This is a genomic window from Frateuria sp. GZRR35, from assembly GCF_051900415.1.
In the GTDB taxonomy this organism is placed as follows: Bacteria; Pseudomonadota; Gammaproteobacteria; order Xanthomonadales; family Rhodanobacteraceae; genus Frateuria_A.
In genome coordinates this window covers 1-23,784 of the sequence record NZ_JBHZGL010000011.1, presented here as the reverse complement: position 1 = coordinate 23,784, position 23,784 = coordinate 1, and the positions used below count along the sequence as shown (strand labels likewise).

At 67.2% G+C, this 23,784-nt stretch carries 19 protein-coding genes; 16 read left to right on the top strand and 3 right to left on the bottom strand.

What is annotated here, in order from left to right; translation table 11 throughout:
• Window positions 1-3 precede the first annotated feature (3 nt).
• The 15 genes from fliO to ACFWZ3_RS12880 all read left to right on the top strand — a co-directional run bounded on the left by fliO (window position 4) and on the right by ACFWZ3_RS12880 (window position 14,494).
• Window positions 4-384 (top strand): flagellar biosynthetic protein FliO, encoded by a 381-nt coding sequence (gene fliO, locus ACFWZ3_RS12950; RefSeq protein ID WP_439708133.1) that lies wholly within the window; start codon window positions 4-6, stop codon window positions 382-384.
• 20 nt (window positions 385-404) lie between these two features.
• Window positions 405-1,220 carry a flagellar type III secretion system pore protein FliP gene (gene fliP / locus ACFWZ3_RS12945; RefSeq protein ID WP_439708231.1) on the top strand — a complete coding sequence of 272 codons (816 nt, stop codon included), beginning with the start codon at window positions 405-407 and terminating at the stop codon, window positions 1,218-1,220.
• A gap of 210 nt (window positions 1,221-1,430) precedes the next feature.
• A complete protein-coding gene (gene fliQ, locus ACFWZ3_RS12940; RefSeq protein WP_439708132.1) occupies window positions 1,431-1,700 on the top strand; it encodes a flagellar biosynthesis protein FliQ in 270 nt (89 codons plus the stop codon).
• 15 nt (window positions 1,701-1,715) lie between these two features.
• Window positions 1,716-2,486, top strand: a complete 771-nt coding sequence (fliR, locus tag ACFWZ3_RS12935; protein WP_439708131.1) for a flagellar biosynthetic protein FliR — start codon at window positions 1,716-1,718, stop codon at window positions 2,484-2,486.
• A 4-nt stretch (window positions 2,487-2,490) separates the two neighbouring features.
• On the top strand, window positions 2,491-3,627 hold the full coding sequence (flhB, locus tag ACFWZ3_RS12930; protein WP_439708130.1) for a flagellar biosynthesis protein FlhB: 1,137 nt from the start codon (window positions 2,491-2,493) through the stop codon (window positions 3,625-3,627).
• 12 nt (window positions 3,628-3,639) lie between these two features.
• Window positions 3,640-5,736 (top strand): flagellar biosynthesis protein FlhA, encoded by a 2,097-nt coding sequence (flhA, locus tag ACFWZ3_RS12925; protein ID WP_439708129.1) that lies wholly within the window; start codon window positions 3,640-3,642, stop codon window positions 5,734-5,736.
• A 122-nt stretch (window positions 5,737-5,858) separates the two neighbouring features.
• Complete coding sequence (flhF, locus tag ACFWZ3_RS12920) at window positions 5,859-7,310, top strand: flagellar biosynthesis protein FlhF (RefSeq protein WP_439708128.1); 1,452 nt, start codon at window positions 5,859-5,861, stop codon at window positions 7,308-7,310.
• A complete protein-coding gene (locus tag ACFWZ3_RS12915; RefSeq protein WP_439708127.1) occupies window positions 7,307-8,251 on the top strand; it encodes a MinD/ParA family protein in 945 nt (314 codons plus the stop codon). The genes flhF and ACFWZ3_RS12915 overlap by 4 nt, the downstream gene beginning before the upstream one ends.
• A gap of 1 nt (window position 8,252) precedes the next feature.
• On the top strand, window positions 8,253-9,056 hold the full coding sequence (locus ACFWZ3_RS12910) for an RNA polymerase sigma factor FliA (protein ID WP_439708126.1): 804 nt from the start codon (window positions 8,253-8,255) through the stop codon (window positions 9,054-9,056).
• Window positions 9,057-9,101: 45 nt separating this feature from the next.
• Window positions 9,102-9,509 carry a chemotaxis response regulator CheY gene (locus tag ACFWZ3_RS12905; RefSeq protein ID WP_439708125.1) on the top strand — a complete coding sequence of 136 codons (408 nt, stop codon included), beginning with the start codon at window positions 9,102-9,104 and terminating at the stop codon, window positions 9,507-9,509.
• Window positions 9,506-10,147: a protein phosphatase CheZ gene (locus ACFWZ3_RS12900; RefSeq protein ID WP_439708124.1), complete on the top strand. Its 642-nt coding sequence runs from the start codon at window positions 9,506-9,508 to the stop codon at window positions 10,145-10,147. Before ACFWZ3_RS12905 ends, ACFWZ3_RS12900 begins: the two co-directional genes overlap by 4 nt.
• Window positions 10,148-10,159: 12 nt before the next feature.
• A complete protein-coding gene (locus ACFWZ3_RS12895; protein WP_439708123.1) occupies window positions 10,160-12,097 on the top strand; it encodes a chemotaxis protein CheA in 1,938 nt (645 codons plus the stop codon).
• 1 nt (window position 12,098) lies between these two features.
• Entirely contained in the window at window positions 12,099-12,839 is a 741-nt protein-coding gene (locus ACFWZ3_RS12890) for a flagellar motor protein (RefSeq protein WP_439708122.1), read from the top strand.
• A 136-nt stretch (window positions 12,840-12,975) separates the two neighbouring features.
• Window positions 12,976-14,001, top strand: a complete 1,026-nt coding sequence (gene motD / locus ACFWZ3_RS12885; RefSeq protein WP_439708121.1) for a flagellar motor protein MotD — start codon at window positions 12,976-12,978, stop codon at window positions 13,999-14,001.
• A 31-nt stretch (window positions 14,002-14,032) separates the two neighbouring features.
• Window positions 14,033-14,494 (top strand): chemotaxis protein CheW, encoded by a 462-nt coding sequence (locus ACFWZ3_RS12880; RefSeq protein WP_439708120.1) that lies wholly within the window; start codon window positions 14,033-14,035, stop codon window positions 14,492-14,494.
• Window positions 14,495-15,106: 612 nt separating this feature from the next.
• Here ACFWZ3_RS12880 and ACFWZ3_RS12875 read toward each other — a convergent pair.
• From ACFWZ3_RS12875 to ACFWZ3_RS12865, 3 genes are all read right to left on the bottom strand, one after another.
• Window positions 15,107-15,739 carry a DsrE family protein gene (locus ACFWZ3_RS12875; protein WP_439708119.1) on the bottom strand — a complete coding sequence of 211 codons (633 nt, stop codon included), beginning with the start codon at window positions 15,737-15,739 and terminating at the stop codon, window positions 15,107-15,109.
• A gap of 133 nt (window positions 15,740-15,872) precedes the next feature.
• On the bottom strand, window positions 15,873-16,784 hold the full coding sequence (locus ACFWZ3_RS12870) for a c-type cytochrome (RefSeq protein WP_439708118.1): 912 nt from the start codon (window positions 16,782-16,784) through the stop codon (window positions 15,873-15,875).
• Window positions 16,781-16,933 carry a hypothetical protein gene (locus ACFWZ3_RS12865; protein ID WP_439708117.1) on the bottom strand — a complete coding sequence of 51 codons (153 nt, stop codon included), beginning with the start codon at window positions 16,931-16,933 and terminating at the stop codon, window positions 16,781-16,783. Before ACFWZ3_RS12865 ends, ACFWZ3_RS12870 begins: the two co-directional genes overlap by 4 nt.
• Window positions 16,934-17,255: 322 nt before the next feature.
• On the opposite strand from ACFWZ3_RS12865, the gene ACFWZ3_RS12860 reads away from it, so the two are divergent.
• Window positions 17,256-23,784: hypothetical protein (locus tag ACFWZ3_RS12860; protein WP_439708116.1), on the top strand; the 6,529-nt coding region annotated here is incomplete at its 3' end.

The window sequence follows — 23,784 nt, the reverse complement described above, 5'->3', positions numbered from 1 at the left end:
TCCATGCTCGCCCTGATCTTTGCCGCCCCCGCCGCTGCCTCCGACATCAATGTCGGCGGCGAGCTGCTGCGCGTGCTCCTGAGCCTCGCCGCGGTGATCGCGCTGATCTTCGTGGCCGGCTGGATGAGCCGCCGCCTGCAGTCGCGCAACCTGCCCGGTGGCCGGCGCCTGCGCTGCGTGGAATCGATGGCCGTCGGCGCGCGCGAACGCGTGCTGCTGATCGACGCCGACGGCAAGCGCCTGCTGGTCGGTGTGGGGCAGGGCGGCCTGCGCACGCTGCACGTGTATGAGGGCGAGGCTCCGGTCGACGCCAACCCGCCGGCACCGCTGCCGGCCGCTCCCAACTTCGCGCAACTGCTGTCGCGCTGGAAAGGCAAGTCGTGAAATCGCAGGTGTTGAAAGTGATGCCGTTCCGCGGCGCGCGCTGGGTGCTCGCCCTGTTGCTGATGCTGTTGCCGCTGTTCGCCTTCGCGCAGGCGGCGCCCGCGCCAACCACGCCCGCACCCGCGCTGAGCATGCCGGCAAGCCCCACCCTGTCCGGTGGCGGCATCCCCGTGCTGACCGTGCACGACGCGCCGGGCGGCGCGAAGAACTGGACGCTCTCGCTGCAGTTGCTGGGCCTGATGACGGTCCTGACGCTGCTGCCGGCGATCCTTTTGATGATGACCTCGTTCACACGGATCATCATCGTGCTGGGCTTCCTGCGCCAGGCGCTGGGCACGCAGTCGACGCCGCCCAACCAGGTGCTGCTGGGGCTGGCGCTGTTCCTGACGATGTTCGTCATGGGCCCGGTGTTCAACAAGGCCTACAGCGATGGCGTCAAGCCATACATGGACGGCCAGATGACCGCCGAGCAGGCGCTGCCCGCCGCCAGTGCGCCGTTCAAGCGCTTCATGCTGGACCAGACGCGTGATGCCGACCTGCAGCTCTTTACCCAGCTGGCCAAGGAGAAGCCCTACGCCAGCAAGGATGACGTGCCGTTCCGCGTGGCGATGCCGGCGTTCCTGACCTCCGAGCTCAAGACCGCGTTCCAGATGGGCTTCCTGCTGTTCATACCGTTCCTGATCATCGATCTGGTGGTCGCCAGCGTGCTGATGTCGATGGGCATGATGATGGTCTCGCCGATGATCATCTCGCTGCCGTTCAAGATCATGCTGTTCGTGCTGGTGGATGGTTGGACGCTGTTGATCGGCACGCTGGCGGGGAGCTTCTACACGTGACGCAGGCCACCACGCCGAGCCTTCCCCCGCGCGCGGGGGAAGGTGCCCGAAGGGCGGATGGGGGAAGTCTTGCGGGGAACCTGCGAGTGAAGCTTTGCGCCAAGACCGCCCCATCCGCCTGTCGGCACCTTCCCCCGCCTTCGCGGAGGAAGGACTCGGGCGCGAGCCGCGCGCTGTCTTCCCCGTTCTCCTGGTCCACGCCCTGAACCCATGACCCCTGAATCCGTCATCCAATTCGGCCAGCACGCGCTCTACGTGGCGATCCTGGTCGCCGCGCCGCTGCTGCTCACCGCGCTGGCCGTGGGCCTGCTGGTGGGCGTGATCCAGGCGGCCACGCAGATCAACGAGATGACCCTCTCGTTCATCCCCAAGCTCATCGCCATGGCGGTGGTCGCGCTGATCACCGGCCCGTGGATGCTGCGCACGCTGGTGCAGTTCACCCGGCAACTGATCGAGGGGCTGCCCGGTGCAGTCAAGTAACGGGGCGGCCAAGTAATGAGTACGGTGGACCTCGCCCAACTGGAGAACTGGCTGGGCGGCCTGCTGTGGGCGATGGGCCGCGTCGGCGGCCTGTGCCTGATCGCGCCGGTGCTGGGCTCCGGCGTGATTCCCGCACGTATCCGGGTCGGGCTCGTCGTGATGCTCACGCTGGTGCTGGCGCCGCTCGCGCCGGCGGCGGTCGATCCGTTCAGCGCCACCGGCGTGGCGACCATGGTGGGCCAGATCCTGATCGGCGCTTCGGTCGGCTTCGTGCTGAAGCTGGTGTTCGAGGCGGTGGCGTTCGGCGGCGAGCTGGTGGGGCAGGGCATGAGCCTGGGCTTCGCCGAGGTGGTCAACCCCGGCGGTGGCGGCAGCACGCCGGTGCTCAGCCAGTTCTACATGGTGCTGGTGACGCTGCTGTTCCTGGCGCTCAACGGGCATCTGCGGTTGATCCAGTTGCTCGCTGACAGCTTCCAGACGCTGCCGCCTGGCCCGGTGGCGATCAGCGCGGAGGGGCTGCACGCGGTGGTGCTGTTCGGCACGCACTTGTTCGCCGGCGCCGTGCGCGTGGCATTGCCGGCGGTCACGGCGCTGTTGGTGGTGAACATCGGCTTTGCCGCGATCAGCCGCGCGGCACCGTCGATGAACCTGTTCGCGGTCGGCTTCCCGATCACCCTGTGCCTGGGCTCGCTTGCGCTGTGGATGGGCCTGCGCGCGTTGCCGGGTGCGTTCGAAACGCTGCAGGACAGCGCCTGGTCGCTGATGCACGAACTGGTCGGAGGCTGATGTCATGGCCGAGAACGACGACCAGGAACGCACCGAACAACCCTCAGAAAAACGACTTAAAGAGGCCCGCGAAAAAGGCGACATACCGCGATCGCGCGACCTTTCCGGCGCGCTGGTGGTGCTGGCCGGCGTGGCCGCGCTGCTCTCGGGCAGCGAAGGTGCCATGGCGCACGCCCGCACCATCTACAGCCTGGGCCTTTCCTACAGCCGCGAGGCGCTGTTCTCCGACGCACTGCCCGGGCGCGTGCTCGGCATGGCGGTGCGCGAGGCGCTGATGCTGCTGATGCCGGTCGCGCTGGCGACGATCGTGGCCGCGCTGGCCGCCCCGGTGCTGCTGGGCGGCATCCACTTCAGCGGCCAGGCGCTGCAGCCGAAGTTCGACCGGCTCAACCCGGTCACCGGCCTGGGTCGCCTGGTTTCCATGCGCGGGCTGGTCGAGCTGGTCAAGTCGCTGGTCAAGCTGCTCTTCATCGGCGGCGCGCTGGCGCTGCTGCTCAAGCACTCGGTGGACGAGCTGCAGGCGTTGGGCCGTGCGGATGTGGCGCTCGGCGTGGCGCGCGCGATGTCGCTGCTGGGCCGTTCGGCGCTGCTGTTCGGCGCACTCCTGGCATTGATCGGCGGCGCGGACGCGCTGTACCAGAAGTTCGATCACGCCAAGCGCCTGCGCATGACCCGCCAGGAACTCAAGGACGAGTCCAAGGAGACCGAGGGCAACCCGGAGCTCAAGGGCCGCATCCGCCAGGTGCAGTTCGAGATGTCGCGCCGCCGCATGATGCAGGACCTGCCCAAGGCGGACGTCATCGTCACCAACCCGACCCACTTCGCGGTCGCACTGAAATACGACGAAAACGGCGCAGGCGCGCCGCGCGTGATCGCCAAGGGCGTGGACGTGCTGGCCCAGCAGATCCGCCTGGTGGCGAGCGGCCACCGCATCCCGATGGTCGAGGCCCCGCCGCTGGCACGCGCCTTGTATGCCACTACCTCGCTGGGCCGGGAAATCCCGGTCTCGCTGTACGTGGCGGTGGCGCAGGTGCTGGCCTACGTCTACCAGTTGAAGCAGGCGACGGCACGCGGCGACGAGCCGCCGCCGGCGCCCAGGCCCGAGGTCGATCCTGACCTGATGGGCCCTTACAAGATCTAAGGGGAACGACGCATGGCCGCCGCTGGCGCAATGGAATCTCTCAAGCAGCTCGGACGCCGCGGCGTCGGCGCGCCGGTGGTCATGCTGGCCATGCTGGCGATGGTCATGCTGCCAATGCCGCCGTTCCTGCTGGACATGCTGTTCAGCTTCAACATCGCGCTGTCGCTCGTCATTTTGTTGGCGGTGATCTACGTGATGCGGCCGCTGGAGTTCGCCGCTTTTCCGACGGTCGTGCTGATGGCGACGCTTTTACGTCTCGCCCTGAACATCGCCTCGACCCGCGTGGTGCTGCTGCACGGCCACGACGGCCCGGGGGCGGCCGGCAAGGTGATCGAGGCGTTCGGCGAGTTCGTGATCGGCGGCAACTTCGCGGTCGGCTTCGTGGTGTTTGCCATCCTCACCATCATCAATTTCGTGGTGGTCACCAAGGGCGCCACCCGCGTGTCCGAAGTGACCGCGCGCTTCACCCTCGACGCGATGCCCGGCAAGCAGATGGCGATCGACGCCGATCTCAACGCCGGCCTGCTCACCCAGGAACAGGCCCGCGAGCGGCGCCAGGAAGTGCGCGAGGAAGCGGACTTCTACGGCTCGATGGACGGTGCCTCCAAGTTCGTCCGCGGCGATGCCACCGCCGGCATCCTGATCCTGTTCATAAACGTCATCGGCGGTTTCTTCGTGGGCATGTTCCAGCACGGCCTGCCCGCCGGCGAATCGGCCAAGACCTACACCCTGCTGACCATCGGCGACGGCCTGGTCGCGCAGGTGCCGGCGCTGATGCTCTCGATCGCCACCGCGGTGATTGTCACCCGCGTGTCCAAGTCGCAGGACATGGGCAAGCAGGTGCTCGGCCAGGTGTTCGGCCAGCCTCGCGCGCTGGCGGTGGCCGGCGCGGTGCTGGGCGTGATGGGCCTGATCCCGGGCATGCCCAACCTCGCCTTCCTGCTGCTGGGCGGCTGCTGTGGCGGCGCGGCATACCTGATGATCAAGCGCGAGCGCGAGACCAAGGAGAAGCTGGCCGAAGCGATCGCCCAGCCGGAAGCCGCCGCGGCGCAGGTGCCGGCCGAGCGCATGGAACTGGGCTGGGACGATGTCGCCAGCGTCGATCCGCTGGGCCTGGAGGTCGGCTACCGGCTGATCCCGCTGGTGGACACCCACCAGGGCGGCGAGCTGATGGGGCGGATCAAGTCGGTGCGCCGCAAGCTCTCGCAGGAGTTCGGCTTTCTCGTTCCTGCGGTGCACATCCGCGACAACCTGGACCTGGGACCCAATACCTACCGCGTCACGCTGATGGGCGTGCCGATGGGCGAGGCCGAGGTGCATAACGAGCGCCTGCTGGCGATCAACCCCGGCCGCGTGCACGGGCCGTTGCAGGGCATCCAGACCAAGGACCCCGCGTTCGGCCTGGAAGCGGTATGGATCGAGCAGGGCCAGCGCGAGATGGCGCAAAGCCTGGGCTACACCGTGGTCGACCCGGCCACCGTGGTCGCCACGCACCTGTCGCACATCCTGCAGACCCACGCGCATGAGCTGATCAGCCACCAGGACGTGCAGCAGCTGCTCGACCGCCTGGCGCAGACCGCGCCGAAGCTGGTCGAGGACCTGGTGCCCAAGCGCATGGCGCTGGGCGTGGTGGTCAAGGTGCTGCAGAACCTGCTGGCCGAGCGCGTGCCGATCCGCAACATGCGCACCATCGTCGAAACCTTGGCGGAGCACGCGGGCCAGAGTCAGGATCCCGGCATGCTCACCGCCGCCGTGCGCGTGGCGCTGGGCCGCCAGATCGTGCAGGAGATCACGGGCCTGGGCACCGAGGTGCCGGTTATCACGCTGGCGCCGGAGCTGGAGCAGATCCTCATGAATTCGCTCTCCGGCGGCGGCGTGGCCGGTGCGGCGGTGGAGCCGGGCCTGGCCGACCGCCTGCAGCAGAGCGTCGCCGACGCCGCGCGCCGGCAGGAAATGAGCGGCGAAGCGGCCGTGTTGCTGGTCGCGCCGCAGCTTCGCCCGTGGCTCGCGCGCTTTACCCGCCACGTGGCACAGAACCTGCACGTACTGGCTTACAACGAGGTGCCGGACAACCGCAGGGTGCGGCTGGTCCAGGCGCTGGGACGGTAGAGCCGGGATATGAGATTCGGGATTCGAGATTCGCAACAGCCAAGGGCGCCACGGTCATGCGGCCGGCCCGCTTTTAGCGAATCCCAAATCCCGAATGCCGAATCCCGCTTGCGGAGCAAGCCATGAAGATCAAACGGTTCGTAGCGCCGGACATGCGTCAGGCGATGCGCGAAGTGCGCGAGGAGCAGGGCCCGGATGCGGTGATCCTGTCCACGCGCAAGATTGACGAAGGCATCGAAATCATCGCCGCCGTCGATTACGACGAGGCGCTGGTGCGCGAAGCCGCGCGCCACGGCGCAGCGCCCGCGCCGGCCGCGGAGCCGCCGGCGTTGCCGGTGCGTGCTTCCACGCCGCCTCCGCCGCCCCCGCCCGTGCGTGAGGCGCGCGTCGAAACGCTGGCGGTCGCCAATCGTTCGACGCCAGCCGAAGCCACCGCAACGTCTCCCCAGCCCGCTCCCGCGGCAGTGCCGGCGCAGAGGGAACAGCGGCCGGTCCGCACGGAGGCACGCGCTTCGCATGTGGCGCCTTCGGCCCAAGCCGATGGCCTGGGCCAGGCGCAGGCCCGGGCCCGGGCATCCCAGCCGCAAGCCCCGGCCACCGAGACGCCCGCCGAGCCGGCGGTCCATCCGCTGATCGAGCGCGCCGCACAGGACACCGTGCGCATGCGCGCCGAACTGTCCAGCCTGCGCGAGATGCTCGAGATGCAGCTCTCCAGCCTGGCCTGGAACGACATGGAACGCCGCCAGCCGATGCACACCCGTGTACTGCGCGAACTGACCCGGCTCGGCATCGACGCCGACGTCGCCCGCGCGCTGGCCGATGAACTGCCGCCGCAGATGACGCCCGAACAGGCGCGCTACCTGCCGCTGGGCATGCTCAGCCGCGGCATCGCCGTCAGCGGCCGTGGCCGCTCGGACGAAGCCGGCGTCACCGCGCTAGTCGGCCCGACCGGCGTGGGCAAGACCACCACGCTGGCGAAGCTCGCGGCGCGGGCGGTGGTGCGCCACGGCGCCTCGCAGGTCGCGCTGGTCAGTACCGACCATTACCGCATCGGCGCCGCCGCGCAGCTGGAACACTACGGCCGCCTGCTCGGCGTGCGCGTGTACCCGGCGTACGACGCCGACAGCCTGCGCCAGGTGCTGCAGCTGCTGAAGGGCTGCCACACCGTGCTGGTCGACACCGCGGGCCTTGCCGGCAACGACCCGCGGCTGGCCGAACAACTGGACGCGCTGCGCGAGGCCGGCGAACTGCGCGCCTGCCTGGTGCTGGCCGCCAACGCGCAGGCGCAGTCGCTGGACGACGCCGTGCGTGCCTACCTGCCGGTCAAGCCGCACGCGGCGATCCTGACCAAACTCGACGAGGCGCCCAGCCTCGGCGGCGCACTGTCGGTGCTGATCCGCCACCGGCTGGCGCTGGACTACACCACCGACGGCCAGCGCGTGCCCGAGGACATCGCCGCCGCCGACGCACGCCTGCTGGTATGTCGCGCCGCGCAGGCGCTCAAGGGCAATACGCCGGCCGCCGACGAGGCGATGCTGGCCGAACGCTTCGGGACGATGGTGGCGCAGGCATGAGCGGAATCCTTGCAATGAATCAGGCGTGGGGCTTGAAAGACATGTTCAACGCGATCACGGGCGAGCGCGACAGCGCGCCGCCTGCACCGCACCGGCCGCACCAGGCGGTCAATGCAGGCGCGCCGCGCCGCCGCTGCCGCGCGATCGCGGTGGCCGGCGGCAAGGGCGGCGTCGGCAAGACCACCGTGGCGGTCAACCTCGGCATGAGCCTGGCGATGGCCGGGCACGAGGTGATGCTGCTGGATGCCGACATGGGCCTGGCCAACGTCGACGTGCTGCTCGGCCTGGCGCCCTCGCGCCACCTGGGCCACCTCCTGGATGGCACGGCCACGCTGGAGGAGCTGGTGCTGGAAGCCCCGCACGGGCTCAAGGTGATCCCCGGCGGCTCCGGTGCGCGGCGGCTGGCGCAACTGGGCAACGGCGAACATGCCGCGGTGATCCGCGCGTTTGACGAGCTGCCCAAACCACCGGACTACCTGCTGGTCGATACCGCCGCCGGCCTGTCGGACAACGTGGCGATGTTCGCCGCCGCGACCGACGACGTAGTGCTGGTGGTGTGCGACGAGCCCGCTTCGCTCACCGACGCCTACGCGCTGATCAAGGTCCTCTCCCGCGACTTCGGCGTGCGTCGGTTCCGCTTCGTCGCCAACCTGGTGCGCAACCTGGGCGAGGCCCGCGCGTTGCACCAGAAGCTGGCCAAGGTCAGCGACCGCTTCCTGGACGTGGTGCTGGACTTCATGGGTTTCGTGCCGCAGGACGAGCGGCTCAAGCAGGCCATCCGGCGCCAGAGCGCGGTGGTGGACATGTGGCCGGCAGCGCGTTCGTCGCAGGCATTCAAGCAATTGGCAGGTGCGGTCGATAACTGGGAGGAACCCGCGCGCGCGGGCCTGGACCGCATCGCTTTTTTCGGTGGCCAGGCCGTGACGGCGTCGGGGTGGTGACATGAGCGTGGCATCGGAATATCTCCAGCTGCAAAAACAGAGTGCGGATGAGTTGGTGCGCCAGCACGCGCCACTGGTGCGTCGTATTGCCTATCACCTGATGGGCCGGCTGCCGCCCAGCGTGGACGTGGGCGACCTGATCCAGTCCGGCATGATCGGGCTGCTGGAAGCCGCGCGGCACTACGCCACCGACCGCGCCGCCAGCTTCGAGACCTACGCCGGCATCCGTATCCGCGGCGCCATGCTCGACGAGCTGCGCAAGACCGACTGGACCCCGCGTTCGGTGCACCGCAAGGTGCGCGAAGTGGCCGAGGTGGTGCGCCAGATCGAGATCGAGACCGGCGCCGACGCCGAGGACGCCGAGGTGATCAAGCGGCTTGGCGTGAGCGCGGAGGAGTACCACGCGATCCTCGCCGATGCCGCCAGCGCGCGCCTGCTCAGCCTGACCGCGCCGGATGACGGCGACGGCGCGCCCGCCTTCGACGTGGTCGACCAGGGCAACCTGGGGCCGGCCGAGAGCATCGAGCAGGAAGGTCTGCGCCAGGCGCTGATCGACGGCATCTCCGGCCTGCCCGAGCGCGAGCAGCTGGTCATGTCGCTCTATTACGAGCAGGAATTGAACCTGAAGGAAATCGGCGCCGTGCTCGGCGTGACCGAGTCGCGCGTGTGCCAGATCCATGGCCAGGCGATCGTGCGGCTGCGCGCGCGCCTGGGCGATTGGCGGGACGGGAGCGAGGAATCGGACATGGGCAATCGCAAAGGCAAAAGCCGGCGTGCCCAGGCCGATCGCTCCGCCCCGCGCTGAACCATTGACGATCAACCATTCCCCATTCCCTACCAAGAGGAACCAATGGACAAGAACATGAAAATCCTCGTGGTGGACGATTTCTCCACCATGCGGCGCATCGTCAGGAACCTGCTGGTGGAGCTGGGCTTCACCAACACGCTGATCCAGGAAGCCGACGACGGCAACAACGCGATGACCATGCTGAAGACCCAGCCCTTCGACATGGTCGTGACCGACTGGAACATGCCCAACATGACCGGCATCGACCTGTTGCGCGCGATCCGCGCTGAGCCCTCGCTCAAGGGCCTGCCGGTGCTGATGGTCACCGCCGAGAACAACCGCGACCAGATCATCGCCGCCGCCCAGGCGGGCGTGAACGGCTACATCGTCAAGCCGTTCAACGCGGTCACGCTGAAGGAGAAGCTCACCAAGATCTTCGAGCGCCTTGCCGCCGCGGGAGCCAGCGCATGAGCGCCGTCCTGTCCACCTTCGACGAAACCGCGCTGCCGGCCGAGCTGCACGATCTGCTCAACAGCGCCGATGGCGCTGCGTTCGAGCAGGCGCTCGACGCGCTGGTGCGCCAGCGCGAACAGCACCTGTTCCGTGCGCTGGGCCTGCTCGCGCGCGACCTGCACGGCGCGGTCAGCCGGCTCGGCAACGACCTGGCGCAGGAAGGCGTGCCCGGCCGCGTGGCCGACGTGCGCAAGCATCTGAACGACGTGCTGGAGATGAGCGCGCAGGCGGCCCATCGCAGCATCGATTTCGCCGAACGGATGAGCCCCGAGGCCGACGCGCTGGCGCAGAGCGCCGAGCAGGTGCTCGCCTCGGCCGCACCGTGCGATCCGGTCGCCGACCTGGCGCGCCAGGCCAGTGCGTTCGCCGGCAACTGCCGCGATGGCCTCAACGACATGGTGATGGCGCAGTCCTGGCAGGACCTGTCCGGCCAGCGCATCAAGAAAGTCGTCAACTTCATCGAGTCGGTGGAGTCCTCGCTGCTGGAGCTGGTTCGCCTGACCGGCGCGCTGTCCGGCCGCGAGCCGCCGCCGGTGGTGGAGAAGATCTCCGGCCAGGACGAGGCGGACCGCCTGCTCAGCGAATTCGGGTTCTGAGGCGGGGCGGCGATGGACCCCTCGCTCGACGCCGAACTGCGCGACGATTTCCTGGTCGAGGCCGGGGAACTGGTCGAGCGCCTGTCGGAACAACTGGTCGAGCTGGAAGCCAATCCGCGCGATGGCGAACTGCTCAACGCGGTGTTCCGGGCATTCCACACGGTCAAGGGTGGCGCGGGCTTCCTCGCCATCGAGCCGATGGTGCAGCTGTGCCATCACGCCGAAGACCTGCTCAACGTCGCCCGCAACGGCGCGCTGGTGCTGGACTCGGCAAAAATGGACGCGCTGCTCGAAGCGCTCGATCTGCTCAACGCGATGATGGATGCGTTGCGCAGCGGCGCGTCCATGGACATGCCGCCGCCGGCGCTGCTCAAGCGTTTGATGCCCGGCGCGGCGCCCGCACCGGCACCGCCGCCGGTCGCCGCGCCCGTGGCCGCACCGCCGGCCGACGGCAGCATCGACGACAGTGAGTTCGAAGCGCTGCTGGACAGCCTGTACGGCACCGCCGCCCCGGGAACCGTGGCGCCGGCCGCGCCCGCTCCCGCGACCATCAACGACGACGAGTTCGAAGCGCTGCTGGATAACCTGCACGGCACCGCCGCGCCGGGTGCAAACGCCGCGCCGGCGGTCGGCAACACCATCGCCGACGACGAATTCGAGGCCCTGCTCGACAATCTGCATGGCAAGGGCGCCGCGCCCGGTGCCGTGCCGGTAGCGGCGCCGCCGCCTGCCGCGCCGGCTCCTGCGCCGGCGCCCGCCCGCGCGGCCGCGCCAGCGGAAACGAGCGTTCGTGTGGACACCGGCCGACTCGACGCGCTGGTCAACCGCGCCGGCGAGCTGGTGCTGGTCCGTAACCGCCTGCAGAGCCTGGCGCAGAAAAGCGGCGACGAGACGCTGGCGCAGGCCGCGGCCGAACTGGACCGCGTAGCCGACGAAATGCAGGGCGCCGTGCTGGCCATGCGCATGCAGCCGGTCGGCCGGCTGTTCCAGCGTTTCCCGCGCATCGTGCGCGACCTTGCCCGGCAGCTCGGCAAGGAAGTGGACCTGGTCACCGAAGGCGAGGGCACGGATCTGGACCGCAGCCTGGTCGAGGCACTGGCCGATCCGCTGATCCACCTGCTGCGCAACGCGCTCGACCACGGGCTGGAAATGCCCGAGGAGCGCGCCAAGGTCGGCAAGTCCCGTCGCGGCACCGTGCGGCTTTCCGCCAGCCAGCGCGGCGAGCGCATCGTCATCGCGGTGAGCGACGACGGCCACGGCATGAACCCCGAAGTGCTCAAGCGCAAGGCGGTGGAGAAGGGCGTCATCGACGAGGCCCAGGCCGCGCGCCTGACCGAGAACGAATGCTACGAGCTGATCTTCCGCCCGGGCTTTTCCACCGCGGCGCAGATCTCCGACATCTCCGGCCGCGGCGTCGGCATGGACGTGGTCAAGACGCGCGTGGCGGAACTGGGCGGCACCCTCGCGGTGCGCTCGAAGCTGGGCCAGGGCAGCGAGCTGGAACTGACCGTGCCGCTGACTCTGGCGATCCTGCGCGTGCTGATGGTGCGCGTGGGTCCGCGTCTGTTCGCGTTGCCGCTGTCCAACGTGGAGGAAGTGTTCGAACTGTCCGCCGGCCAGGACCGCATGCTCGACGGCCGCCTGGTCGCCAATCACCGTGGCCGCGCGCTGCCGCTGGGCGACCTGGCCGGCTGGGCTGGCGTGCTCGGCGCCGCGCCGCGCCATGTCGTGGTGCTGCACATCGGCCACCAGCGCATGGGCTGCCTGGTGCACGAGGTGCTCGGCCGCGAGGACGTCATGGCCAAGCCGCTCGGTCCGCTGTTCGAGGGCCTGCCCGGCATCGCCGGCGCCACCGTCACCGGCGATGGCCGGCTCGCGCTGGTGCTCGACCTGGCCGGCCTGGCCGACGATGGCGGGCAACTGCTGCCGTCACTGAGGGCGGCGGGCTGACATGGATCTGGTGAGCCTCGTCGGCACGATCCTGGCCTTCCTGGTCATCATCGTCGGCACCATCCTGAAAGGCTCCACGATCGGCGCGCTGGTCAACCCGGCCGCGTTCGTGATCGTCTTTGCCGGCACCGTCGCCGCGCTGATGGTGCAGACGCCCGGCAGCGTGCTCCGCCGCGCGCTGGGCATGCTGCCGATGGTCTACCGGCCGCCGGTGTTCCAGCCGTCCGACCTGATCACCCGCATCATCGCCTGGAGCGAAATCTCCCGTCGCCAGGGCCTGCTCGGCCTGGAGCCGGCGATCGACGAGGAGAACGACGGGTTCGTCCGCAAGGGCCTGCAGATGCTGGTCGATGGCGGCGAGCCGGAGGCGATCCGCGGCGTGCTCGAAGTCGAGATGGAGGCGCGCGAACACAACGAACTGGTCGCCGCCAAGGTGTTCGAGAACGCCGGCATCTACTCGCCGACCATGGGCATCATCGGCGCGGTCATGGGCCTGATGGCGGTGATGCAAAACCTGGCCGACCCGAGCAAGCTCGGCCACGGCATCGCCGCCGCCTTCGTCGCGACCATCTACGGCGTGGCGCTGGCCAACCTGCTTATGCTGCCGATGTCGGCACGGCTCAAGGGCCTGGTGCGCAAGCAGACCCAGATGCGCGAGATCCTCGTCGAGGGGCTGGTGTCGATCGCCGAAGGAGACAACCCGCGGCAGATCGAGGCCAAGCTGCAGGGGTATCTGTCGTGAACCGGTTCTCCGTCGCTCACGGAAGCCCCTGTGGGAGCGCACCTGTGCGCGACCGCCATGGATCCCGGGCGCGCACAGGTGCGCTCCTACAGAATCCCCGCACTCGGCGAGAGGAGCCGATCGCGAGGTGCGTCGCATGAAACGCAAACACCACGAGGACCACGTCAATCACGAGGCCTGGGCGATCCCCTACGCCGACCTGATGACGCTGCTGCTCGCGTTCTTCGTGGTGATGTACGCGGTCTCGGTGGTCAACGAGGGCAAGTACCGGGTGATGTCCGAGTCCATCATCGAGGCGTTCAACGGCTCCAGCCACGTGATCGCGCCGATGCCGCCGACGAACGCCAAGCCGCACAACGTCGATCCGGCCATCGCCGCGCCGCAGAGCCAGCCCGGCGCCGCCGCTGCGCCGGTGGCGGTGCCCATTCCGCTGCGTCCGGCGCCGCGGCGGGTCGTCGCCCAGCGCGCCCCGCACGAGACCATGCGCGACGTGCAGGCCGCGCAGGAGGCGCAACGCCAGGCCAACCTCACGCGCATCCAGCACGAGGTCGAGAAGGCGCTGCAGCCCCTGATCGACAAACAGCAGGTGGTCGTGCGGCGCACGCCGAACTGGCTGGAGATCGAGATCCGCACCGATATCCTGTTTCCCAGCGGCGTGGCGCAGCTCTCGCGCCAGGCCGACGTGGTGCTCAGCAACCTGGGCGGCATCCTGGCGCCGTTCGGCAACCCGCTGCGGATCGAAGGCTACACCGACGACAAGCCCATCAACACGGCCGTCTATCCGTCCAACTGGGAGCTGTCTGCCGCCCGCGCCGCCAGCGTGGCGCGACTGTTTACCGAGCACGGCGTGAGCCCCGCACGGCTGGGCATCATCGGCTGGGGGCAGTTCCGCCCGACCGCCGACAACGCCACCGTGGAAGGCCGCAACCGCAACCGCCGCGTGCTGGTGGTCGTGCTGAGCGACCATGCCACGCCGACCCGCTATTCAGGCGACGCCGACCGCGTCGGCCAGCTCGCCGATGCCGCGCTGCCCGCCAACGCCACCGAACCGGTGCCGCCGGGCGCAGGGCTGGCCAAGGCCGGAGCGCGGCAGAACCTGCCCAAGGCGGCGCTGCACGTCGTCGAAGCGCCGCTGATCGTCACGCCCGGGCTCGGCAAATAAGCCGCGCCGCCACCACCATGAAATCCAGACCATGAATGCTCCGGCCGCCTCGAACACCCAGCACTGGCTTACCTTCCAACTCGACGGCCAGGCCTACGCCGCGCCGCTGACGCAGGTGAGCGAGGTGATCCGCATCGGCGAAGTGACGCCGGTGCCCGGTGCGGCGTCGGACCTGCTCGGCATCCGCCACTTGCGCGGGCGTGTGGTGCCGGTCCTCGACGGACGCCGCCGGCTCGGCCTGCCGCCGCGCGATGGCGACTCGGACAGCGTGCGCGTGGTGATGCTCAACCACGCCAGCCACGCGGTCGGCCTGCGTGTGGATGCGGTTGGCGAGTTGCTGTTGCCGGGGGACGACGCGATTGCCCCGCCGCCGCCCGGACGCGCCGTGCGCGTGGACGATCCGGTCATCGGGGTGCTGCCGTGGAAGGGCGGCTTCGTCGCGCTCCTGGACGTGCGCCGGATGTGCCGGCTGCCGGAGTCGGATGCGGCGTGAGTGGGGGCTTGCCGCAAGGCTTCCCCCATCCGCCCTGCGGGCACCTTCCCCCGTAAACGGGGTAAGGAAAACATTGGCGCCAGGCTCCCTGCCGCCGCTCCCGTAGCGCGGCAAGACCGCCACGAGACTCCCAACCGAGCCTTCCCCCGTTTACGGGGGGAAGGCGCCGACAGGCGGATGGGCGGATCTTGCCTCGACGCCGCCGCCCGGACGCGCCGCGCGCGTGGACGATCCGCTCATCGGGGTGCTGCCGTGGAAGGGCGGCTTCGTCGCGTTCCTGGACGTGCGCCGGATGTGCCGGCTGCCGGAGTCGGATGCGGCGTGAGTGGGGGCTTGCTGCAAGGCTTCCCCCATCCGCCCTTCGGGCACCTTCCCCCGTAAACGGTGGAAGGAAAACATTGACGCCAGGCTCCCTGCCGCCGCTCCCGTAGCGCGGCAAGACCGCCACGAGACTCCCAACCGAGCCTTCCCCCGTTTACGGGGGAAGGTGCCGACAGGCGGAAGGGGGTGACTTGGCCTCGACCGTCCACCGCCCGCAGGGCAGACTCCGCCAGGCCCAAGGTGAACAGCCGGGAAGGCGCCGCCCTGGAAAAAGGCCGCCGCCCCCTGGGGTCAATCCGGCTCTTTCGGCACCTCGCCGTACCCTGCCGCCTGCAACTCCTCGCGCGTGGTCAGCGCCGACAGCGCCAGCGTCATGCCGGGGCGGATGTTGGCCGCGACGAAGTTCTGGTGCCCCAGCGCCTGCCCGCACACCACCATGTCGACGTCCGCCTGGCGCAACTGCCGGATCAATCCGGCGTTGGGATTGGGGTGACCAAACTTCTTCTGGTAAGCAGCATCGGACAGCGCCAGGTCGACGCCCCGCCCGTAGAACAGCACCACCAGATGCACCTTCTCGCTGGGGACGCCCGCCAGGGCATACAGGTTGAGCAGCTTGGCCGCAGTGTGCAGGCGACGGTTGATCTCGCCGCGGGTGGGTTGGTCGCTGTCGATGTCGATGTAGAGCCGATGCTCCGCCGTGGTCGAGGGCATCAGGGCATTCGGCCCGACCGGCAGCACGCCACCGGCGCCATGGATGCGTGGGTAGGTGAGGCGCGAATCGGGCTGCGAGCGTGAGGTGGTCAGCACCACGGCGGCTGCGCAGGCGATCAGCAGCAGGGCGATACCACTCCACGCCAGCACGCGGCGGATCGGCGAAGGGGCAAGGTCGTCGTCGGACATGGTGGTGGCTTTGCTGTAGGACATCCTGAGGCTGTCTCCTTCGGCCAGGTTCCCCCGGCACGCAGTGCGCCAGTGTAGAAAGGGCGCGTGAACTGACGGGCAAGGCGCAGGTCCCGTCGCAATGGCTGTGACGCCGCGCACATTTGCGTGCGGGTGTTCAATCGGCTGGTTGCGATCCGAGCAGGTGCCCGTTGACGCGCAGGCCGTACAGCGACATCGGCGTGTCGTGGAAGGCCTTGCGCGTGGCCACCACGTTACCCTTGTAGCGTGGGTCCTGCGGACGCTCGTGGGCATCCATGAACATCGCCACGTCCCACGCGTCCTGGTCGCTCAGGCTGCCGCCGCGGCTGAGCGGCATGTTCGCCTTGATGAAGGCCGACGCCTTGTCCAACTCGTGCATGCCAGCACCCCAGTTGAACGAGTCGGGGCCCCACAGCGGCGGGAACACGTAATCGCCGGCAACCATCTGGCCCTGGCCGTCCGCACCGTGGCAAAGCGCGCAATCGCGTTCGAACACTGCCTGGCCGCGCGCGTAGTCCGGCTTCTTCGCCGGTGACGGAACCTTTGGGTAGCCGGCCCCAGCGAGCTTCACGCCGAGCGGCGCGCCTTGCGCCATCCAGGAGGAATAGGTTTCCAGCGCAAGGATCACCTTGTCCTCCAGCGGCGGCGCCTTGCCGTTCATGCTGTACATGAAGCAGCCCTGCAGGCGCTCGCCGTAGCTGTTCACGTGATGGTTCTTCTTGCGGTACTGCGGATACATGCCGTACGCGGCCCACAGCGGCGCCGAATCGGCCAGCCGTCCCGCATCGAGATGGCAGTTGACGCAGGCCAGGCCGTTGCCGACGTAGGCGGGTGCCGCCTTGCGTGTATGCACGAAGATCTCGCGACCCAGTCGCACCATGTCGCCGTACGGGCCTTCCGGAATGGCCGACTCGGGCGGTGGGGTGAACGCGGGCGCCTTGGCTGCGGGCGCGCTGGCTTCGGCGGCGTGCGCATCCAACGGGGTGCGATCCGTGCAGGCACCGAGCGCGAGCGTGGCGAGCAGCAGGAGAGACAGGCGCGCGCTCATCGTCCGCGAGTCCCGGCCGGCAGCGGTTGCGCGGCGAACCACTGCGCAACCGCCGCGATGTCTCTTGCGTCGAGCTTGCGGCTCAGGTGATCGCGATCCCCGATCAACGTGCCGACCAACATGCCTATCCGCCCCAAGCGCACCTTCATGCTCCCCATCTGCCGTGCCGCCGCCACGTCACCGCCAAACTTCTAGCAATAGCGAGGGCGACGTGGAGGAAGTGTCAGCGGAGCCGTTTCGAAGCGGGCGCTTGTCTTCGTTTCTGGCCTCCAGACACCAGGTGGACGCAAAGGGTGACGCGTGTGATGCACAGGGGACAGCAAGGCCGGTTTGCCTGAGCGGTCCCGTTTTGCCAAGACGAATCTATTGCACGGCCGCGGCATTCATGAGCACTTGAGCGCTTGCGCGTGGTCATGTAGGTTCGACGCAGCTGCTCGTGCAACGCGGGCTGCCCAGGGGACAATTTGGGGAATGGATATGCTGAGCCAAGGATGGGCACGCGCGTGCCTTTGTGCTGCGTTTCTTTTGCTGGTGAATGCTCCGGCCACAGGTGCAGATGCCAGGCCGGAAGATGAGTACAAGAAGCTTGTCCGTGTCGACGAAAACATCCAGCCGCTCGGTGAGCATCCCTTCGGCGAAAACATAAGCCTGTACGACGGATCGCTGTCATTCACCCAGACGGACGTGAGCTTGGGAGGCAACGGACTTCCGTTGACACTCACTCGCCAGTTCCAGATCGAGCACGACCCGTATGTACGTTCGCAGTTCGCTTTTGGCGACTGGGACCTGGTATTGCCGCACCTGGAGACGATGACCGTCTCGGGCTTCGACCCGGCACTACGCCGTGTTAGCGGTTGGGAGGTCGAAACGGCTTCCGGCATCGATCCGAACATGCGCTGTACGTATTTCAACGCGCCGCCCACGGTAACCATGCAGCCAGGAGACTCGGCGCTTACCTCTTGGGAGCCGAGGGATTGGTGGAAGGGCTATCACCTGGTTCTTCCTGGACAGGGAAGTCAGGACATGCTGGCCAATCACGATCCAGCAACGCGTTCGACATACCCGGCGGTAACCAAGAATCAGTGGCGTTTCAGTTGTCTGGAATCCACCAGCAACGGCGCGCCTGGCCAAGGTTTCCTGGCGCAGGCGCCGGATGGCACGAAGTACTGGTTCAATGAGTTGGTCTATCGCGGTGCACAGGGGCTGGTGCGTCCGTTGTACGAATCCGGAGTAGCTTCCAAGGCTGGCGGCGGAAGCATGGACGCGCTCTGGGCGTCGCGAGGGGACATTCTGGAGAATGTCATCGCATTGTTGTCCGGATCGTCGGTGGCGCATGCGGCCGCTTCTTCGAACTCGATCCAGAGGCAAATGGCCCAGATGCTGGTCACCCGGATCGAGGACCGTTTCGGGAACTGGTTGGTTTTCCAATACGACAGCGGCCTTTTGACCGGTATCACCGCAAGCGACGGACGCGCGGTGACCGTCGAGTACGTTCAAGGCACGCCGCGCATCAAAAAAATAGTGCTGCGAACGTCAACGGACGGGGCCCGCACCTGGAGCTACGCCTATACCTCCGACGTTCTCGCTCCAGCCCTGAGCTCAGTGACCTTGCCTGATGGCAGCCAGTGGACATACGACCTCGGCAGTTTCGACGCCGCCTCGCTCAGCCCCGGCAATAACCATTCCAGTTGCTTGCAACTGGGCACGCCCATTTCGATGGCTGCCGTCGTTGGAACGGTGACCCATCCGTCCGGGTTGAGAGGAACCTTTACGCTCCAACCGGTCAAGCATGGCCGGTCGCTTGTGCCGCGCGATTGCAAGGGGATGGAGCGGTTCGACGAGGACACTCAGGGGAGCTACGCCTCTATCCCGGACGCCTGGTATGGCTTTTCGATACAGGATCGAACGCTTTCGGGCGCAGGCATCCCTCCCGGCAGGACCTGGCAGTACCGTTATTCGGCGCCCAACGAAAGCTGGTCGGACTGCACGGGCACGTGCGCGACCACGGTTTACACCGACGTCGAGAACCCCGACGGCAGCACGGTGCGCTATCTCTTCAGCAACAAGTTCGATCACACCGAAAGCTTGTTGCTGAAGACCACCTACTACACCGGTGCCGCCGGTTCCACGACCCTGCGGGCCGAAAGCAACGGCTATGCAGATCCGGACACTGTTCCGCTCCCTGCCGAGGCTGGCGGCGTCCTGCAGGAAAACGTCAACACGCAACAGATAACCCGCTACTTCCCCCTCCAGCGGCGTCAGATCGTCCAGGATGGCGCGGACACCTACACCTGGGAAGCGGTGGCGTTCAACGGCTACGCCCAAGCGACAAGAGTCAAGCGCTACAACTCCTTTTCCAGCCAGGCGATAGAGGAAGAGACGGCGTACATCAACGACACCGGTCTATGGGTGTTTGGCTTGCCCGAGCGGGTGACCAATCGGACCTCCGGCAAGGTCGTGGACGAGTACACGTACAACAGCAGCAACCGTACCCTTGCCAGCCGCGCGCATTTCGGCCAGACGGTGATGAGCTACGCCTTCAATGCGCAAGGTCAGCTGGCGAGCTTTACCGACGGCAGGGGAAATAGCACGACGCTGGGTGCCTACAAGCGCGGCATCCCACAGACGATTGATTATCCGGACGGTACGCGCCAACGCCTGGTGGTGGATGACTTTGGCCAGATCAAAAGCATCACCGATCAGGCCGGAGCCACTACCTACTACGGCTACGACGCGATCGGCCGCTTGGCCCGCATCGACTATCCCGGCGCAGACGAGCAGGCCTGGTATCCCAGAACGTTCAGCTATGAGTTTGTGGATAGCGCTGAGCGCGGGGTGGCTGCCAACCACTGGCGGCGCATCGTCGGCAAGGGTGATCAACGCCAGGTGACTTACTTCGATGCGCTGCTGCAGCCGGTTCTGACCGACAGCTACATAGAAGGACGCGGCGACTCCCACAGTAACGTGCGCGTCGACTACAACTACAAGGGCCTGATCACGCTCCAATCTTATCCCGCCGGCGGTACTCCCGACCTGTCGGCGCTAGGCTCGGGCGTCCACAGCCTTTACGACCCCATCGGGCGATTGACCCTTACGCAACAGGATTCCGAGTTGGGTGCCTTGAGTACCTCCGTGGCTTATCTGTCCGGAGCGCGCAGAAAGGTGACCGACCCCAGGAACAAGGCGACCATCACCCGCTACCAGGTTTTCGACCAGCCCGTTTACGAAAGCCCCGTCAGGGTCGATGCGCCTGCGGGCGTGTCCCAGGAAATTACCCGCAACATCTACGGCAACCCCACGGAGATCCGCCAATACGGTAGCTATAACGGTTTCACTGAGGACGAACGAAAAACGCTGGTCTATGACGAGCAGCAGCGGCTGTGCCGCACCATCGAGCCGGAGAGCGGCAGTGAAGTGTTGGCCTATGACGAGGCAGGCAATCTGGCATGGAGTGCAGCAGGTTTGACCCTGCCGGCGCCTACGACGGGTACCGAAGCGGATTGCGGACGGGCTCTTGTTCCTCCGGAGGCCAAAACAACCCGCGCTTATGACCCGATGAACCGGGTGCTCGCCAGCCTCTATCCGCAGGGGACATCCAGTGTCGCCTACCACTACCTCGCAACCGGACAGATCGATAAGGCTTGTTCCGGCGCCGTGAGCTGGACCGCCCAGACCTGCTCCGGCTTCTCGATCTGGACTTACGGCTACAACGCCTTGGGGCAGATGAAGTCCGAGACGCTCGACGTCGAGGGCCATCAATGGCCGATCACGTACAGCCATGATCGATACGGCAGCATTTCCAGGATCACCTATCCTGATGGCAAGGAGTTTGATTACGCGCCCGATGCCATGGGCCGCCCGTCCAAGGTGGGCGTCTACGCCGCCGACATCGCCTATTTCCCCAGCGGCAATGTGCAGTACTACCGCCTGGGTGACGGCACGGAATACATGGGCGTGGAAAACGAGCGCCAGATCCTTGGCAGCCTCAACTATTTCCATGCATCGTCCGACCCCGCAGCGCCCGAAGCGGTGCTGTCGCAGCAGTACACCTACGATCCCAGCGGCAACCTGACGATCGTGGACGCCCTTGACGATCGCCGCGACAAGAGTTTCGGTTACGACGACCTCAATCGGCTCACTTTCGCCCAGGCCACAGGCCTGTGGGGAACGGAGACTTATGCCTACGATCCGTTGAACAACCTGCGGCAGGTCGATAGCGATGGTCTCAGTCGCAACTACATCTATGACGGGTTTCGCCACCTTGCGCAGATAACCGACAACGGCTCTACGTTGCACAGTTTTCTTTACGACGCCCAAGGCAATGTCACGCGAAAGGACGGCACCAGCCTGTTGTTCGACAAGGCAAACCGGCTGACTCAGGTCGTGGGTGGAAGCGCCTATGCCTACGATGCGCACGGGCGCCGGATCAAGAAGGCAAGCGCGACGGGTGACGTCTACTACCTTTACACCAACGATGGCCGCCTGCTTTACCAGTTTGATGCGGCCGCCAATGTAGTGACTGACTACGCATATTTGGGCCGCAAGCTACTGGCCGAGGTCCATCGCAACGCTGGCGACCTGGTGCTCAACCCGCCAGCGAACATCTACTTCAGTAGCGCTCCCAACGACGGCAGCTATACCGTGGGATGGTTCCAGGTTCCCACGGCTCGCTACGAACTGCAGGAGAGCCCGGACGGTGGTGTCAACTGGCACGAGGTCTACAGTGGCACTGTCAACAGCAAGAGCTTCAGTGGGCAGGCTGCCGGCAGCTACCTGTATCGGGTGCGTGCATGCGCGCAAGAGTGCAGCGATTGGCGTGAGTCCCCTGCGATGGGGGTCTGGCCGCAGCTGGCCACCGTCACGGTGCCATCCGGCTTGCAAAGCGCCGGTTTCACCGTCAGTTGGACCCGGCCAAGCACGGCAACACGGTTCGATGTCGATCAGCAGCAGGACGGCGGCAGCTGGGTGCGTATCGCAACGGACACGCCCGCGCTGTCGATCTCGCGGTCCGGGCTCGCCGTAGGCAGCTATGTCTACCGCGTCTCGGCCAAGAGCAGCTACGGCAGCCGGGGATGGGCAGCGTCCGAGCCGGTAACGGTGCTCTATGCGCCCACCGGAACGCCCTCGCTGAGCGCCCCGGCGGTAAGCAGCCAGGCCAGCTACACGGTCAGCTGGAGCGCGGTGGCAAACGCCGACCGCTATGAATTGCAGGAGCAGCAGGACGCCGGCGCCTGGGGCGCCCAGTACAACGGCGCCAGCCGCTCTACGGTCGTCAGCGGCGTCACCAATGGTGCGCACTACGGCTACCGGGTCAGAGCCTGCAACGCAGCCGGCTGCGCGCCCTATAGCGCCGTCGCGACCGTGGCAATCGCCATCCCGCCGCCGGCGCCCACGGGCGTGTACGCCAACGACCTGCGCGTCAATCCCAAGCTCGAAACCCTGACGGTCGTATGGCAGGCGTCCGCTGGCGCCACGTACTACGAAGTCAAGGATGCCGACACCGGTAGCGTCGTGGGCAGCACGACCGGTACGTCCAAAGAGGTGGAGAGCGTCTACGACGGGCCGCTTTCCATGCACTCGTATGCCGTGCGTGCATGCAACCCGTACGCCTGCAGCGGCTGGGTCAATGCCGTTCAACGCGATGTGTACAACCCGCCCAGCTCGGCTCCGAGCCTGAGTGCGCCTGGCACCAATGAAACAGGCAGCTACACGGTGAGCTGGGGCACGGTCTTCCAGGCCTCCAGCTATACCCTGCAGGAAAGCATCAACGGCGGTGCCTGGTCCACGGTCTACAGCGGCAGTGGCACGTCCAAGGCGTTCAGCGGCAAGACGATCGCGAGCTACCACTACCGCGTCATGGCGTCCAACAGCGCGGGCGACAGCCCGTGGAGTGCAACCAGGACCGTCGCGGTCGGCATCACAAATGTGCCCTCGCTGAGCGTTCCGTCGGTAAGCAGCCAATCCAGCTACACAGTCAGTTGGAGCGCAGTGACCAATGCCAGTCGTTACGAGTTGCAGGAGCAGAAGGACACTGGCGCCTGGGGCGCGCAGTACAACGGCACCAGCCGTTCCACGGTTGTCAGCGGCGCCGCCAACGGCGCGCACTACGGCTACCGGGCTAGGGCTTGCAATACAACCGGCTGCGGGCCCTATGGTGCGGTCGCGACCGTGGCAATCGCCATCCCGCCGCCGGCGCCCACGGGCGTGTACGCCAACGACCTGCGCGTCAATCCCAAGCTCGAAACCCTGACGGTCGTATGGCAGGCGTCTACTGGCGCCACGTACTACGAAGTCAAGGATGCCAGCACCGGTAGCGTCGTGGGCAGCACGACCGGGACGTCCAAGGACGTGGAGAGCGTCTACGACGGGCCGCTTTCCATGCACTCGTATGCCGTGCGTGCCTGCAACCCGTACGCCTGCAGCGGCTGGGTCAATGCCGTTCAACGCGATGTGTACAACCCGCCCAGCTCGGCGCCAAGCCTGAGTGCGCCGAGTACCAACGGGACGGGCAGCTACACGGTGAGCTGGGGTACGGTCTTCCAGGCCGCCAGCTACACCTTGCAGGAGAGCGTCAACGGCGGCGCCTGGTCCACGGTCTACAGCGGGGGTGGCACGTCCAGGGCGTTCAGCGGTAAGGCGGTCGCGAGCTACCGCTATCGGGTCATGGCCTCCAACAGCGGTGGCAATGGCCCGTGGAGCGCCACCGTGACCGTCACGGTGGCGATCGTCACCAACGTGACGGGCGTCACGGCGCAGGTACGGTGGGTCAGCACGGGGTTCAGTGCGATAGCCAGTGCCCCCGCGCTCAAGGCGGCCCCCGTCGGCTCGACGGACGCCTCGCCGAGCATGATGCCGCCACCACCCGAGCCAACCTACGCGTGGTTCCTCACCGCCAGCTGGAACGGGGCGACAGGTGCGACGCGGTATGAGGTGCGGGCGACCGATACGGTCACGGGCGCAGTGAAGACCTTCAACGTCACGACGCTCTCCATCCCGGCCA